Source organism: Corynebacterium sp. HMSC28B08 (genome assembly GCF_001806865.1).
Classification (GTDB): domain Bacteria; phylum Actinomycetota; class Actinomycetes; order Mycobacteriales; family Mycobacteriaceae; genus Corynebacterium; species Corynebacterium auriscanis.
The window spans coordinates 110,780-126,190 of sequence record NZ_KV786158.1; the positions used below are offsets into that span (position 1 = coordinate 110,780).

Below are 15,411 nucleotides of genomic sequence, written 5' to 3' on the forward strand. Positions count from 1 at the left end.
GGCCAGATGAACCGAACAACAGTGGCAATTACTCTACTCCGATAACGTGAAGACAGATGTTGACGTCAATTTAACGAGGAGATTTCTGACCGTGTCAGAACACACATGGTTCCTGATAGCCATGGTGGCCTACCTCATCGCGATGCTCGCGATCGGCCTCTTTAGCTTCAGGAAGAATGACGAATACGAAGACTACATGCTCGGTGGGCGCGGGCTACACCCCTTTGTTGCGGCCATGTCCGCCGGAGCCTCCGATATGTCCGGCTGGCTTCTGTTGGGTCTGCCCGGCGCACTGTACATGTCCGGTTTCTCTGAGCTGTGGATTGCTATCGGACTGCTGATCGGCGCCGCGGTTAACTGGAAGATCACCGCTCCCCGCTTGCGCGCCTACACAGAAATGGCCAACAACTCTATTACGGTGCCCAGCTTCTTCGAGAACCGATTCCAAGATCGTAGCCGCGTTTTGCGCGTGGCAGCCAGCTTGGTAATTCTGGTTTTCTTCACCTTCTACGTGGCATCCGGAATGGTCGCAGGTGGCAAGTACTTCCAGTCCACCTTCGAATCGGGCTACCTCACCGGTATTATCATCATCGCCAGCGTGACCGTCATCTACACCTTTGTCGGCGGCTTCTTGGCAGTTTCCCTGACGGATACTGTCCAGGGCGTGATCATGTTCTTCTCCCTGTTGCTGGTTCCAATCATGGCGCTAATCACCATGGACGATCCCGGCGCGATCTTCTCCTACCAGCTAGAGAACGCGTACGGTCTGGGAACGATCGATCCAAACCAGCACTGGTTCTCCCTATTCACCGGGGTATCCTTCATCACGATCATCTCTAACCTGGCATGGGGCTTGGGCTACTTCGGCCAGCCACACATCATCGTGCGTTTCATGGCGCTGCGTTCCACCTCGGATGCCCGCTCCGGCATGATCTACGGTGTGGGTTGGATGTTCCTGTGCATGGTTGGCGCTGTATTCGTGGCGATCATTGGTCCAGCATTCTTCGGGATGGATCCAAGCATCGCCATCACGGACCAAACCAGCTTTGAAACGATCTTCCTGGACATGGGCCGTATCCTGTTCCACCCATTGATCGCCGGTTTGGTTCTCACTGCCGTGCTGGCCGCGATCATGTCCACCATTTCCTCTCAACTGCTGGTCGTCTCATCTGCATTGATCGAGGACATCTACAAGGGCCTGATCAACAAGTCCGCTTCGGACAACACGCTGAAGATGCTCTCCCGACTGTCGGTTCTGGTTGTTGCGCTGATCGCCTTCGCACTGTCTCAGGATCCGGATTCCGCAGTGCTCAAGCTCGTGGAGTTCGCGTGGGCGGGCTTCGGTGCCTCCTTCGGCCCGGTTGTCATTGGCGCGCTGTACTGGCGCCGTCTGAATGCCGCTGGCGCAACGGCTGGCCTCATTACCGGTGCCGTGGTTGCCTTCATCTGGGGCGGTCTGCCTTCCTTCGGCGTCATTGAGAAGCCATTCGGTCTCTACGAAATGATCCCTGGCGTACTGTGCAACATCATCGCCATGGTCATCGTAACCAACATGACCAAGGCACCAAGCAAGGAAGTTACCGATACCTTCGACGCAGTTGCGAAGCTGTCCAAGGTTGCAGAGCGTAATCCAGACCAGGATATCGAGCGCGCTGCGGAGGCAATTTCCAAGAACTAGTTGTTCGCCCCACCGGGGACTGAACTTTTACACGGCCATCGCTGTCTAATAGGACATGCGGTGGCCCTTTTCGTTCCCGACCCCCCTCTCAGCCCGTCCACCTGTTCAACGTCCTGTTCGACTTCCTACTCGCTTTCCACCTCGCACCCCAGTTCTCACCGCCCTTTCATCACGGCCACGGCTCCAGCTGCTGATGTCAGCATTCATCGCCATCGCCGTGGGGTGTGCCATCCCCTTACCCTCCCACTATTCCTCAGCTCCCTCTTCCCACGACCAACAAACCCTCGTGGCAGCCCTTGAATCCGTTCACACAATCCCCACACGGCCCCGAATCTTGGGATACTCCCGCGAGCGGTTCGGCCATGGCTGGGGAACGCACGTCACCGCCAGCGGACAATTCTGTACTACTCGGCAGATTCTGGTGCAGGCTACTTTTTCCACCGACGCCCCCACGCCCTCCTCCGCCCCCACCACGTGCGGGGTTAAATACCCTCGGGGCGTCGGCCCACCCGATCCCTATACCGGCAAGCTACTCCAAGCCAGCCATGTGGACGTCGACCACATCGTGCCGCTGAGCGCCGCGTGGGATCTCGGGGCCTATCAGTGGGATGAGCAAAAACGTGTGCGATTCGCCAACGACATGCAGTGGAATCTGGTAGTCGTCGATTCGACTGTGAACAGGGACAAATCCGATGCCACCCTAAGCGAATGGATGCCACCCGCTATTACCGCGCACTGCTCCTATGCAGCGCGCTTCGTGGCAGTCGTCGCACGCTATGAGTTAGCACTACCGGAGGCGGACATCGCTACGGCACGTAAGGCGTGCGCACTATAACCGGGTGCCCCGCATAGCGCGTGCTATGACTTTCCCCAATCAATCTGGTTGAGTGTTAAGCATGAATACAGTCATTGTTGCTCTACACATCCTCACTGCGATCTTGCTCATCGGACCAGTTGCTGTTTCCACATCGGCCTACGCCCCCACCTTCCGCAAGGCCGCAGCCGGTGATGCCGGAGCCACGGGTGCCCTGCGGTTCATCTTCCGCACCACGCGCACCTACGGTCTAGCTTCGTTGATCGTTCCTACCTTGGGTCTGATCGCGTTCCTCACCAGTGAAGCCGCTCGCGAAAACTACGCTTTTCACGCGGCAATCCTCATCGCCGTCATCGCGTGGGGCTTCCTGTTGGCTGTCGTGATCCCAACGCAACGCAAGGGCCTCATCAAATTGGGTGCTCTAGATCCATCCGATAACCCAGCCTCCGACAAGGAAGCCGCTGCGGTTCAGAAGCTGAGTACCGAGAAGGTGCCAGGTAAGGCCGCGATGTTCGGCGGAATCTTCAACCTGCTGTGGATCATCACTGCGATCCTGATGTTCGTCTAAAGTCGCCGGGCCCCAGCCCCCGAACCCCGGGGGTCCCCTCCCTCATCAAACGGCAGGGCTCGCAAACCTCCAACGGTGGGGCTCGCAAACCTCCAACGGTGGGGCCTTGTGGTATAGACAACAAAAAGACCCGGGTCAGCTCCTTGCCAGGAGCTGACCCGGGTTCCGCGCTATTTAACGGCGTCCGCGGAAGCGATCACCGCGCCCACCACGATCATCGCGGTTGAAACCGCCACGACCTCCGCGATCCCCGCGTTCGCCGTGCCCGCGGCGGTCACCGCCACGGAAGTCATCGCGATCACGGTTACCCCGTCCGCGGCCGCCAAAGCCGCGATCGCGAGATTCGTTCCAATCCCCCCGGCCGCCACGACGATCATCACCGCGGAAGCGATCACCACGACCACCACGGCTACCACGATCGCCACGACCACCGCGATCCCTATCACCACGGCCATCACCGCGACGATGGCTGGCGGGGCGACCGTCTGGTGCGCCTGGATCCGGCTCAATATTGATCAACTGGCCCGATACGCGGGTTTTATCCAGCTGCTCAAAAACCTCGCGTGGTAAGTCCGCTGGAAGCTCGATGAGAGAGTGCTCGGAGAAAATGTTGATGCGGCCGAAATCGCGAGAGTTCAGACCACCCTCATTGGCGATCGCACCTACGATGGCACCTGGGCGCACGCGCTGGCGGTGACCTACGGACAAGCGGTACACCGCCATCTCGTTGCCGTTGCGGTCCGTAACCCGCGGAGCTTCCTTATTAAAGCGCTCATTGAAGCTGCGGTAGCTACCGCCACCGGAGCGACCTTCGTCGCCGTAACGATCATCGCGACGGCGCCGAGCTGGGCGCTCGTCCTTTGGCATTTCCTTCATCAGGAAATCTTCGCCGGCTTGGATCTGTGCAGCGAGAGCCGCCGCAATGTCTTCCATTGGAGTTTCAGTGGACGCTGCGAATTCGGTCACCAACTCACGGAATACAGGCAGTTGCGTATCGCCCAAGCTGTCCTGCAGCGCCTCACGGAACTTGTCCTTGCGTGCGTCATTCACCGCGTCAACGGAAGGCAGTTCAATCTCGTTCAGCGTGGACTTCGTGGCCCGCTCGATAGCCTTCAGCAAGCGCCGCTCACGGGGCGTCACAAACAAAATTGCCCGACCGGAGCGACCGGCACGTCCCGTACGGCCAATGCGGTGTACATAGCTCTCGGTATCGTGAGGGATATCGTAGTTGAACACGTGAGTAATGCGGTCCACGTCCAAACCACGCGCAGCCACGTCAGTGGCGACCAGGATATCCAGACGTCCGTCCTTCAGCTGATCGACAGTGCGCTCACGCTGTGCCTGGGCGATATCGCCGTTGATGGCAGCAGCGTTGAACCCGCGGGCACGCAAGCGCTCGGCCAACTCCTCAGTCTCGTTCTTGGTGCGAACGAACATGATCATGGCCTCGAACTCGGTTACCTCAAGAATCCGAGTCAGGGCATCCAGCTTGTTACGATGGTTGACGAACAAGTAATCCTGCTCGATATTCTCGCTGGTCCGCTGAGTAGACTTGACCGTGATTTCCTGCGGGTTGTTCAGGTACTGCTTGGACAACCGACGAATACCCGCTGGCATCGTGGCGGAGAACAACGCAACCTGCTTGTCCTCTGGAGTGTCCTCAAGGATGCGCTCCACATCTTCCTGGAAACCCATGTTGAGCATTTCATCGGCTTCATCCAGCACCATGAATCGCAGCTCAGAGATATCCAAGCTGCCCTTATTCAAGTGGTCAATGACACGCCCCGGGGTTCCCACGACAATGTGGGCACCGCGACGCAGTCCGGAAAGCTGAATGCCGTAGGCCTGGCCACCGTAAATGGGCAGAACATGGATTCCACCCAGATGAGTAGCGAAGGACTCGAAACTTTCGGCTACCTGCAGCGCGAGCTCACGGGTGGGAGCTAGCACCAAAGCCTGCGGGTGGCGCTTGGACGGATCGATACGGGCCAAGATCGGCAGCGCAAAAGCCGCCGTCTTACCTGTACCGGTTTGTGCCAGTCCAACAACATCTTTGCCGTCCATCAGGACGGGGATGGTTTGTTCCTGAATTGGCGAAGGCGCTTCGAATCCAACCTTCTTCACGGCTTCCAGTACTTCACTGGTCAGCCCCAGGTTGTCGAAGGACGGGCCCTCAGTTACTTGTTCTTTATCATCTGCGGCCGCTTCAACCACTGGTTCAGTGTGGTTCTCTTGGCCGGAATTTACATCTTGCTCTTGTTCTTGCACGTTCTCGGCCTTCTCAGAATCCACTGCCTCACCAGTCGCGTCAGGTTCAATTCCCAACACATCAGACACATCTAGGGGCGAATTGTCCGCCCCTTCACGCAGTTCTTTCTGAGATACCGACTCGTCCGTAACCGGCTTTTGCACGTCGCCGGTGACGTTTTCAGTATCACTCATTGGAGTCAACCTTACGCCTTCGTGGCGGATTAAGCGATTCTGCGTGCTCGCCGTGGCATAAACGCGGCTTGAACTGCGGGTAGATTTCACCCGTTGCTCCGGAGACGTTCGCGATGATCCGCCGATGCAATCCAGGCTATGCCTCGATACAATCCAGCAAATTTTTGGCAGCCAGCTGCCCACTTCGCACCGCGCCATCCAAAGTCGGGGTGGCATGATGAGTTCCAGCTAGGAAAATCCGCTGTTGAATGTCCTGACGTACCTGACTGTCCTTAATCGCGTGGGTGGGGGCAATGATCGGCTTGGCATTGAGCTGGTCCTGACGCTTCACCAACTCCCACTTGCTGGAATCCACACCGAATAAAACCCCCAAGTCCTGCTGGATCCTACGATCACTAGGCAGTGGTTCGGAAGAGTGCACGACGTTGCACGCCACGAGGTGCCGATCGGGCGCGTAGCTCGGCGCAGCCGCCGTCAATTCCGCAGCCCCCGCAATGGGCGATTTCCCTGTGCCGTCCACGGTAAATAGCGGGCGCTGGGCGATTGGCTCGTCAGAGACAAACCACCAACTGGATATACCCACGATTTTGGGCATCGGGGTTCCTACTAGCGCGTTTTCATCCTTCGGCCGTACGGCCAGCACGACGCGCTCGTACTCTTCCACCCGCAACTCTCCTGTGAGCGCGTTGCGGATATACAGCTTCACACCCCCGGCACCTCGCTCATCAATCTCGATGGACTCTATCGGTGAATTCATTTCGAAACGGCACCCCGGAATTCTCGCCATGGTGGCCGAAATCTCACCCATGCCGTTATCGGGGACCGCCAGATTGCCACGCATGAGGGACATCAATAGCCACTTAGCAAACGTCGCACTGGAAGCACCTTCCTTGTCGTACAGGAAAGCCTCCACCAACGGGTCCAGCGCAACCTTGCGCAGTGCGCGTTTCACCCCACTTTTATCCAGCGATTCGGCGACTTCCATATCGCGGACTTTGTCGCTTTTACGCAGACTGCGCAGTTCCAGACTTGACCGGTGTGGCATCTCTTTACTGATCCATCGTTGCAACCCCCAAAGGTCACGCAACGAGAACGCCGAATCGAAGGATGAGCGCAAGAAGGCGGGAATCAGCGCCGGTGCGCGTACTGGATCCATGATTAGCGCGTGGCCTTGGTCGGTCAGGGTCTGAATACCGGGTTGGAAAGTTCTAATTCCCAGGGCGGCGTATTCGCCTGGGCGCAGAATCTCTTTCAGTGCGGGGTACCACGAATTAAACAGCTGGAAGCCGTGATCAATGGTCATGTCATCGATGCGCTCTGATCGCACGTGACCGCCGAGCATATCCCTCGACTCAATCACCACACAACGCTTACCCGCGTTTCGCAACGTTCGGGCAGCAGCAAGACCAGCGATGCCGCCTCCAATGACTGCTATTTCACCCATATCGACTAACCGTCTTTGGCCTTTCCATGAACGTCTTCGTTTCGCGTTGCCTAATTCCCAGCAATTATTCCCTAATCGTATCTAACCAGCCTATGAACTGCGGGATGGCCTAAGCTCCACAAGTGAGGCGAACACCTGTTCTATTTTTTTCGACGCCCTGCGGTCCTTGTCCGATATCCTCCCTAGGCTGACGATCACATCGAAAGCGAAACCCAGAACACAACCAGCAGCACACATTAACCAATCGACCACAAAGCACCAATGCGTTTCAATGGAAGGACGATCCCCATGATCGAATCGAACAAAAGCATCAAGAACACGATCCCCCTAGTTCCAGCGCATTCCACGGAGCTGGCTGCGCAACGGATTGCCGGTTTCCTCGCACACCCGCGCAGCTTGGTCCGCATCGCACCTTCGTGGGCTGCGCCGCAAACAACGCTGGAGGCTTCCCAGGAACACGGAACCCAAACTACCGTTCGCGCCTATCGGCGGCGCATTTCGGCCACCGCGTGGCGTCGGATAATCGGAGAATACCCATCCACAAGTTCAACCCCCGAAGGCCGAGCACCCGATCTGTATGTTGTGACTCTCCACGCGATCGTCAGCGGAGATACGATCGCTGTGGATTCGAGCTTGCGCAGCCATACTGCGACAATCCATTCACTATTCCGACTAGTAATCGGCACGGCCGTGCACGACGTGGAAAGAATTGCAGAAGCCCAGGGCGATGGCTCCCGGGCGTGGACCTGGCATGCACTGATGACCGGACAGCAACTGCGCCAGCGGGGTACCGCACTGGCGGAATCACCTCATGGTCGCGCGGCCTAGGCAAACCGCCCGGCGCGGTGCACCCCCCCTAAACGCACCCCGCAGCTGCACGCACTGGACAACCTAGCATTCTGCGCGCACCGCAGCTGCACTCAGTGCATAACCTAGCTTTCTGCGCGCACCGCAGCTGCACTCACTGGACAACCTAGCTTTCTGCGCACACCGAGAAGCAAGACGAACTTAACCGAGTTCGCCGTTAACAAAACCGCCATCAAAGGCATCCACGGATCCGTCATCGAGCGGAGCCAACAGAGATTCCCACTCGCGGGCTTGGACCTCAGCCACTGCCAAAGCATTGAACAGTAGGTCGAAATCGGTGAACGTTCCCAGCTCCAGCACTTCCTTAGTGAGTTCACCTATGTCCGCGACCGTGGCTTGGTACAGCTCGTACCGTTCGTCGTCATCGAGATCCAAGTCCTCACTGAAAAGCTCCGATTCTGCCTGCTCTATGAGGATGTCGAAATCCTCACCGAAGGCCACAAAGCGCACCAAAGCCTGCGCGCCCTCATCACCATCTGACAGCTGAACGTGAAGGAGCGAACCGTCACCGACCTCGGCGCTGACAGCTAGCGCGTCGCGGGAATCCTGCACGAACTCCAAATTGGATATACGATCGTCAGTCCCCTCCAGCAGGTCGTGAAGCACAGTGACCAGCTGATCGGTTGTCATGTGCTTATTGACTTCTTCAACCGCACCCTCGACGGAGAACACAACGCTCACAAGGGCAGCTTCGAACCGTTCCTCATTTACACCGTCTTCGTCCTCGATACCAGCTTCTTCCGCACCCCCGTCGACATCTCCGTCAGATTCACTGTCGAGTTCATCGGTTTCGAATTCATCGTCTACGGCCGCTGTGAGTTCAGAATTCTCCACGTCGCTGCCGTCGGCGCCGTCTTCATCCGTGCGCGCCACAAAAACATTGGCGGCATCGATGGTGGAAAGTCCCCCCTCAACTTCGATGTGCTGGAACTGAATCTCCAGTTCTGGCGCAATCGGTACCAGGAGCAACCCGTCAACCACCCGGGATTCAATGCCCACTTCGTCCAAAGCCTCGGCGATCCTGCTGTAGAAACTCACGCTCACAAGCCTCCTTGGGGAGTAAACCCCATGTAAAAGTCTGGGTCAGTACCCCTGTACACACCGACTTGCGTCAGCGTTAGCACCATCGTAACCCCAGCTGTGCACGATGTCAGTCCCATCAGTAAACAAAACATGGGGGATCACCCTATCGGCCTGGGCGGGGCATTGCCACGGAGCTCTCATCACCGGACCAACCATCCATGCGGAAATGCTGCCATGCCCGCCGGACGTCCGCGCGAGGATCGTGCACCGTGAATGATTCGCGCTCCATAATCCTGGTTGCACGATTCGATAACTCGTACCTTTCCCACCCCGGATCGTCACCCCAAATGAAACGACCCCAAGCCTCCTGCATCTGCTCGGTCAACACCGACTGCTCTTGACCCAGTAATAATTTGGCCTTCGATGCACCCGTATCACCAAAGAGCGCCGATAACTCCATGGAGTGCATAGCACCAATACCCAACCTCCTCAGCATCGCCGGCGCGTAGTCGTACCGATACATCCACACATCGTGGTCATGTTGACTATGCAATTCCGCCAGCCGAACCGACTGGGCCCAAAACACCGCATCCGTCAACAAGTGAGCGAAGTTCGATCGCTTCCCTAAATCGCCATACGCATTTGAGATCTCATCAAAGCCCACCGGATCATGAGCCTGCAGCATTCGACGAGCTGCGTCCGCCCGGGAACCCTTGGAGAAATAGAGCAGCTGGGCCACCGAGAGCTCATCATTGTTGGTACCAATCAGCATAGGTGTGGGGGCCTGCCGGCCCTCCTTAAACTGTTGCAGAGGATGGCGCGGCATTAACTCTCCCCCGATCGACGTGCCGAAACATGGATTGAGCTCCTTGAGCCCTCCCCCGCGCCACAGCATTTGCTGTCCAGCCCGGACGACATCCGCCACCGGCACCGCCCTCAGCTCCTTTGCCGTTGCCGTGCGTGGCACAAGACCCGAATACTGCACAAGCTTGCGCGCCCACACCCGTGCCTGTACCGCTGTGTGAACCCCCATCACAGGGGCAGACTGCATGATTACTCGGTCGTACAGACCGTGTGATGCGGGACTGGACATCAACGCTGCGATCGCCGCGCCACCCGCGGATTCCCCCATGAGCGTGACCCGGGCGGGGTCACCTCCGAACGCTGCAATATGCCGGTGCACCCACCGCAATGCTGCAATCTGATCACTCAAGGCGGGATTTGGTTCCCAGTGCTCCGTCCCCTCCCACCCGAGCGACGTAAGATCCACGTACCCCAGTGTGCCCAGCCGGAAATTCACCCCCACGTAGACGCAATCAATCTCCTTAGAAAAATTGAACCCCCTCAGCACTGCCGTGTGGGATGCACCCGAGAAAAACCCGCCCCCATGGAAGTACACGACCACGGGCAGCTGGGCGTCGGAATAAGGGCGCACCACATCCAAATTCAAACAGCATTCATCGCCGACCACACGGTCGCCCCACCCGTATGTCGTTTGAGGTGCCACCGGGCCATACTCTGTACCGTCCCACACCCCGTTCCACGTGGCTGGACGTGGCGGCTCCCAGCGCGCGGCCGTGCCATAGGGAATGCCCCGCCACGTACAAACCCCCTCAATAACCATGCCCGCAATCGGACCGGAGGCAGTTTCAACGATGGGACGGTTTGCGAACTTCACATTTCCAACATAATTGCTACCTCGCCCCGATGGACGAAAAATCTGTAGCCTAAACGCTATGAATTCACCACTAAAGAAATTTCTACCCTTCGGTCGGAAGAGCGATCAATCCAATACCTCCACCGCATCCCAACAGGGTAGCCAGGGAAATAACTCCAACGGCTACCCCAACGGTCTGATCGCCACCCGATTCTTTGCCGCAATTGACCGAAGTGCACAGATTCAAGCGCCCGCTATTCGGTCTTACGTGCAAAAGCTGACAGAGAAGAACGCGGATAAGTCGCTGGACGAAAAGCAAGCGATTCTCGACAAGCACTTCATGAACTTGCTGACTGGCACCGGTGCAGGCACCGGTGGTATTGCCGCCGTTCCGGGCCTGGGTACCCTGCTTTCCATCGGTGCCGTCGGTGGTGAATCCCTGTTAGTACTCGAGGCATGCGGACTGTACTCCCTAGCATCTGCCCACTTACACGGCATTAACATTGATGACGAGGAAAAGCGTCGCGCGATCGTACTGCTGACCGTGTCCGGCGCTGATGACAATGAACTGGTTAGCGCATTGTCTCAGGGGTCCACGATGGCCTCAGTCAAGTCCCTGCGCGGTGTAACCAAGGCTCCCCAAAAAGACTTGCCCATGATCAACGGAGTGCTGGGCAAGTTGGCCTTGCGACAGATACGCAAGGCCTTCGCCAAGGGAATGTTCCGCAAGATCATGCCGTTCGGCATTGGCCTGGTTTTAGGGGTCACCGCCAACCGCGCCATCGCGAAGACCATGATCGAGCAGGTGCACGGTTTCGTGGCGGAAGCCGGCCAGCAAACCTCGGTGGAGTAGCCGTAGCCACCTTGCTACCCAGTAAGAGATGACAGCTGAACACGGACGTCAGACCGGCTTCCTCTGCCAGCGACATCGCACACCTTTATGGGGGCATAATAAAGCGCGTTTCAACTGCATATATCTCAATAACAGCCCAACCCCCTACGCCGTAGGCTATAGAGCGAATTGTAGTAGGGTGGTTGGACGGGACTTTAAAGTCATAAAAGAAAGAGGCGAGGACCTGCTGTGAGCAGCGCAAATTTCGGTCAGAACGAATGGCTGGTAGACGAAATGTACCAGCAGTACAAGCAGAACCCGCAGTCGGTTGATGCCGACTGGCGCGAATTTTTCGAGAAGAACGGTTCGGCGGGTGCTTCTGACAATAAGGCATCCACCCAGCAGCAGAATGCTGCGGGCAGCGCCTCCACCCAGTCAGTTCAGCCATCCCCAGAGAGCAACACCAAAGCTCCCACGGCCAAGGCTAAAGAGACTCAGGTGGACAGTACCCGTCATAAGGTCGCACGACCCATACCAACACGTGTAGCTCCCCCAGCTCCGAAGCAGCCCGTTGAGGCACCGGAGCCAGGCGAGACCGTACTGCGTGGCCCGGCCAAAGCCGTTGCCAAGAATATGGACATTTCCCTGGAACTCCCGACGGCTACCTCCGTCCGGGATATGCCAGCGAAGCTCATGTTCGAAAACCGAGCAGTACTTAATGAAACTCTCATTGCCCGCGGTGGCGGCAAGATCAGCTTTACGCACATCATTGGTTACGCCCTGATCCAGGCTGTCAAGGCGCACCCAGACATGAACAATAGTTACGCGGTGGTGGATGGGAAGCCCACCCTGGTTACCCCAGAGCACATTAACTTGGGCTTGGCTATCGACATGCAAGCCAAGAACGGCTCCCGTTCCCTCGTGGTCGCCGCAATTAAGGAAGCCGAGACGCTGGGCTTCAATGAGTTCGTAGAGAAGTACGAAGACATTGTTGTTCGCGCACGCAAGGGCAAGCTGACGATGGATGACTTCAGCGGAGTCACCATCTCGCTGACCAACCCAGGTGGAATCGGCACCCGCCACTCCGTGCCACGCCTGACCAAGGGGCAGGGTGCCATTATCGGTGTGGGATCCATGGATTACCCTGCTGAATTTGCCGGCGCATCCGAGGACCGTTTGGGCGAGATGGGCATCGGCAAGTTGGTCACGATGACCTCCACTTACGACCACCGCATCATCCAGGGCGCCGAGTCCGGCGAGTTCCTGCGCACTATGAGCCGTTTGCTTGTTGACGATGCGTTCTGGGATAGCATTTTCGAGTCCATGCGCGTGCCTTACGCTCCTGTGCGCTGGAGCCAGGACCTGCCGAACATCGGAGTGGATAAGTCCACCCGTGTTATGCAGCTGATCGAGGCTTACCGCGCTCGCGGCCACCTCAAGGCGGACATCAACCCACTGCAGTGGACCCACCCCGGCCTGCCCATGCCAGACAAGTCCGACTTGAATATTGAATCTCACGGATTGACCCTGTGGGACTTCGACCGCACCTTCAACGTAGGTGGCTTTGCCGGTCGCGAAACCATGACCCTCCGCGAGGTCCTCGCAACACTGCGCAAGGCCTACACCCTTAAGGTTGGTTCCGAGTACACCCACATCATGGACGCCTCCGAGCGCCAGTGGTTGCAGGACCGCATCGAAGAGGGCCAGGCTTCCTTCTCCCCTGCTGAACAAAAGTACATTCTGCAGAAGCTCAATTCCGCCGAGGCGTTTGAGAACTTCCTGCAGACCAAGTACGTGGGCCAAAAGCGCTTCTCCCTAGAGGGTGCCGAAACCCTAATCCCAATGATGGATGCAGCCATCGACCGTGCAGCAGGAGCCGACCTCGACGAGGTCGTTATCGCAATGCCGCACCGTGGTCGCCTGAACGTGCTTGCCAACATCGTTGGCAAGCCCTATTCCAAGATCTTCACCGAGTTCGAAGGCAACATCGACCCAGCTGCTGCTGGTGGTTCCGGAGACGTGAAGTACCACTTGGGCGATAAGGGCCACTACCACCAGATGTTCGGCGACGGCGAAATCGACGTCTCGTTGGCAGCTAACCCTTCCCACCTCGAGGCTGTTAACCCAGTCATGGAAGGCATCGCGCGCGCGAAGGAAGATCTGCTGGATCGTGGCAAGGATATGCACACCGTAATGCCAGTTCTGCTACACGGTGATGCAGCATTCGCCGGTCTGGGTGTGGTTCAGGAAACCATCAACCTGTTCAAGCTGGATGCGTACAGCGTCGGTGGTACTGTTCACATCGTTGTAAACAACCAGATCGGTTTCACCACCACCCCAGATGCAGGCCGTTCCACCCACTACGCCACCGACCTGGCCAAGGGCTTTGATTGCCCGGTATTCCACGTCAATGGTGATGACCCAGAGGCCTGCGTATGGGTTGCCCAACTGGCTGTCGATTACCGCAACCGCTTCGGTAAGGATGTCTTCATCGACCTGGTTACCTACCGTCGCCGTGGTCACAACGAGGCAGACGACCCATCGATGACCCAGCCATTGATGTACGACATCATCGGCGACCTGGCCACTTCTCGTGCGCAGTACACTGAGGCCCTCATTGGCCGTGGCGACCTTTCCGAAGAGGATGCGGAGAAGGTGCAGCGCGACTTCCACGATCAGTTGGAGACCGTGTTCAACGAGGTTCGCAAAGCCGAAAAGGGCGCCAAGGCCAAGGAGCAGCTGGGTATCACCCGATCCCAGGAGTTGCCACACGGCCTAGATACCTCCGTCCCGCGCGAGTTGGTTGAAAAGATCGGTGACCTGTTCTACGACGTTCCTGAGGGCTTTGAGCCACACCCACGTGTTAAGCCAGTCATCAAGCGCCGTAAGCAGATGTCTCGCGAGGGCAAGATCGACTGGGGATTCGGTGAGCTTCTGGCCTTCGGTTCCTTGGTTGAGGGCGGCAAGCTGGTTCGTTTAGTCGGTGAGGACACGCTCCGTGGTACTTTCACCCAGCGCCACTGTGTCCTGTTCGACCACGAAGATCACGACCGTTACAACCCACTGCAGGTGCTCGGAGAGGAAGCCGGAAACGGTGGCCGTTTTGAGGCATACAACTCTGCACTGACGGAATTCGCCGGAATGGGCTTCGAGTACGGCTACTCCGTAGGTAACCCAGACGCGCTGGTTGCATGGGAAGCTCAGTTCGGTGACTTCGCCAACGGTGCGCAAACCATCATCGATGAGTACGTATCTTCCGGTGAGGCCAAGTGGGGTCAGATTTCCAGCCTCGTGCTGTTGCTGCCTCACGGTTACGAGGGCCAGGGTCCTGACCACTCCTCCGCCCGCATCGAGCGCTTCCTGCAGATGTCCGCAGAGGGCACATGGACCATTGCCCAGCCTTCCACACCGGCCAACTACTTCCACCTGCTGCGTCGCCACGCATTGGGCAGCCTGAAGCGTCCTTTGGTTGTATTTACGCCAAAGTCCATGCTGCGTAACAAGGCAGCTGTGTCCAGCGTGGAGGACTTCACCGAGGTAAAGAAGTTCCAGTCCGTCATCGACGATCCAAATCAGAACGGTAAGAACGAAAAGATTCGCTACGTTCTGATGTGCTCGGGCAAGGTTTACTACGACTTGGAGAAGAAGCGCCAAGAGGACAACCGCGACGATGTCGCCATCGTCCGTGTAGAAATGCTGCACCCCGTCCCATACAACCGGATTAAGGCTGCACTGGAAAACTACCCGAACGCCGAGGTGCGCTGGGTCCAGGATGAGCCTGCTAACCAGGGTCCTTGGCCATTCCTGGCTCTGGAATTGCCGGAGTACCTGCCAGGCCTGAAGCTCAAGCGCGTTTCCCGCCGCGCACAAGCTTCGACTGCTACTGGCGTTGCAAAGGTGCACCAGCTGGAGCAGAAGCAACTCATCGAAGAAGCGTTCCGCGACTAGACCAAACCTAGCCTCGTTGCGCCATTGGAGAAACGTAACTCCTTCCCGGGACTAGCCAAAAGCTAGCCGCATCACACACCGCCCGTCCCCACCCTGGGGTCGGGCGGTGTTTTTCATTCATAGTTACCCCTATTGGCT

10 protein-coding genes are annotated in these 15,411 nt (G+C 57.6%); 6 read left to right on the plus strand and 4 right to left on the minus strand.

What is annotated here, in order from left to right; all coding sequences use genetic code 11:
• The first annotated feature begins 91 nt into the window (after positions 1 to 91).
• The 3 genes from putP (at position 92) to HMPREF3098_RS02515 (ending at position 3,060) form a co-directional block, all read left to right on the plus strand.
• The gene (gene putP, locus HMPREF3098_RS02505) at positions 92 to 1,678 is read left to right on the plus strand and encodes a sodium/proline symporter PutP (protein WP_070433854.1); all 1,587 of its coding nucleotides are present in this window, start codon (positions 92 to 94) and stop codon (positions 1,676 to 1,678) included.
• 193 nt (positions 1,679 to 1,871) lie between these two features.
• Positions 1,872 to 2,513 (plus strand): HNH endonuclease family protein, encoded by a 642-nt coding sequence (locus HMPREF3098_RS02510; protein ID WP_070433855.1) that lies wholly within the window; start codon positions 1,872 to 1,874, stop codon positions 2,511 to 2,513.
• A gap of 61 nt (positions 2,514 to 2,574) precedes the next feature.
• Positions 2,575 to 3,060 (plus strand): hypothetical protein, encoded by a 486-nt coding sequence (locus HMPREF3098_RS02515; RefSeq protein WP_070433856.1) that lies wholly within the window; start codon positions 2,575 to 2,577, stop codon positions 3,058 to 3,060.
• 174 nt (positions 3,061 to 3,234) lie between these two features.
• Here HMPREF3098_RS02515 and HMPREF3098_RS02520 read toward each other — a convergent pair whose 3' ends face one another.
• Positions 3,235 to 5,502 (minus strand): DEAD/DEAH box helicase, encoded by a 2,268-nt coding sequence (locus HMPREF3098_RS02520; RefSeq protein ID WP_070433857.1) that lies wholly within the window; start codon positions 5,500 to 5,502, stop codon positions 3,235 to 3,237.
• 136 nt (positions 5,503 to 5,638) lie between these two features.
• The gene (locus HMPREF3098_RS02525) at positions 5,639 to 6,946 is read right to left on the minus strand and encodes an FAD-dependent oxidoreductase (protein WP_070433858.1); all 1,308 of its coding nucleotides are present in this window, start codon (positions 6,944 to 6,946) and stop codon (positions 5,639 to 5,641) included.
• Positions 6,947 to 7,234: 288 nt separating this feature from the next.
• Here HMPREF3098_RS02525 and HMPREF3098_RS02530 point away from each other — a divergent pair, with 288 nt between their 5' ends.
• Positions 7,235 to 7,774, plus strand: a complete 540-nt coding sequence (locus HMPREF3098_RS02530) for a hypothetical protein (protein WP_070433859.1) — start codon at positions 7,235 to 7,237, stop codon at positions 7,772 to 7,774.
• Positions 7,775 to 7,954: 180 nt separating this feature from the next.
• Here HMPREF3098_RS02530 and HMPREF3098_RS02535 read toward each other — a convergent pair whose 3' ends face one another.
• Complete coding sequence (locus HMPREF3098_RS02535; RefSeq protein ID WP_246815817.1) at positions 7,955 to 8,851, minus strand: hypothetical protein; 897 nt, start codon at positions 8,849 to 8,851, stop codon at positions 7,955 to 7,957.
• 148 nt (positions 8,852 to 8,999) lie between these two features.
• Positions 9,000 to 10,514, minus strand: coding sequence for a carboxylesterase/lipase family protein (locus tag HMPREF3098_RS02540; protein ID WP_035114122.1), 1,515 nt, complete (start codon positions 10,512 to 10,514; stop codon positions 9,000 to 9,002).
• A gap of 58 nt (positions 10,515 to 10,572) precedes the next feature.
• Here HMPREF3098_RS02540 and HMPREF3098_RS02545 point away from each other — a divergent pair, with 58 nt between their 5' ends.
• Both HMPREF3098_RS02545 and HMPREF3098_RS02550 read left to right on the plus strand, forming a co-directional pair.
• Positions 10,573 to 11,346 (plus strand): hypothetical protein, encoded by a 774-nt coding sequence (locus tag HMPREF3098_RS02545; RefSeq protein WP_070433861.1) that lies wholly within the window; start codon positions 10,573 to 10,575, stop codon positions 11,344 to 11,346.
• 228 nt (positions 11,347 to 11,574) lie between these two features.
• Positions 11,575 to 15,273 carry a multifunctional oxoglutarate decarboxylase/oxoglutarate dehydrogenase thiamine pyrophosphate-binding subunit/dihydrolipoyllysine-residue succinyltransferase subunit gene (locus tag HMPREF3098_RS02550; protein WP_070433862.1) on the plus strand — a complete coding sequence of 1,233 codons (3,699 nt, stop codon included), beginning with the start codon at positions 11,575 to 11,577 and terminating at the stop codon, positions 15,271 to 15,273.
• The last annotated feature ends 138 nt before the right edge of the window (positions 15,274 to 15,411 follow it).

Excerpts from the sequence above, each read along its gene's own strand:
- HMPREF3098_RS02510 (WP_070433855.1), top strand. The coding sequence starts at position 1,872 with ATGTCAGCATTCATCGCCATCGCCGTGGGGTGTGCCATCCCCTTACCC.
- HMPREF3098_RS02515 (WP_070433856.1), top strand. The coding sequence starts at position 2,575 with ATGAATACAGTCATTGTTGCTCTACACATCCTCACTGCGATCTTGCTC.
- HMPREF3098_RS02520 (WP_070433857.1), bottom strand. The coding sequence starts at position 5,502 with ATGAGTGATACTGAAAACGTCACCGGCGACGTGCAAAAGCCGGTTACG.
- HMPREF3098_RS02525 (WP_070433858.1), bottom strand. The coding sequence starts at position 6,946 with ATGGGTGAAATAGCAGTCATTGGAGGCGGCATCGCTGGTCTTGCTGCT.
- HMPREF3098_RS02530 (WP_070433859.1), top strand. The coding sequence starts at position 7,235 with ATGATCGAATCGAACAAAAGCATCAAGAACACGATCCCCCTAGTTCCA.
- HMPREF3098_RS02545 (WP_070433861.1), top strand. The coding sequence starts at position 10,573 with ATGAATTCACCACTAAAGAAATTTCTACCCTTCGGTCGGAAGAGCGAT.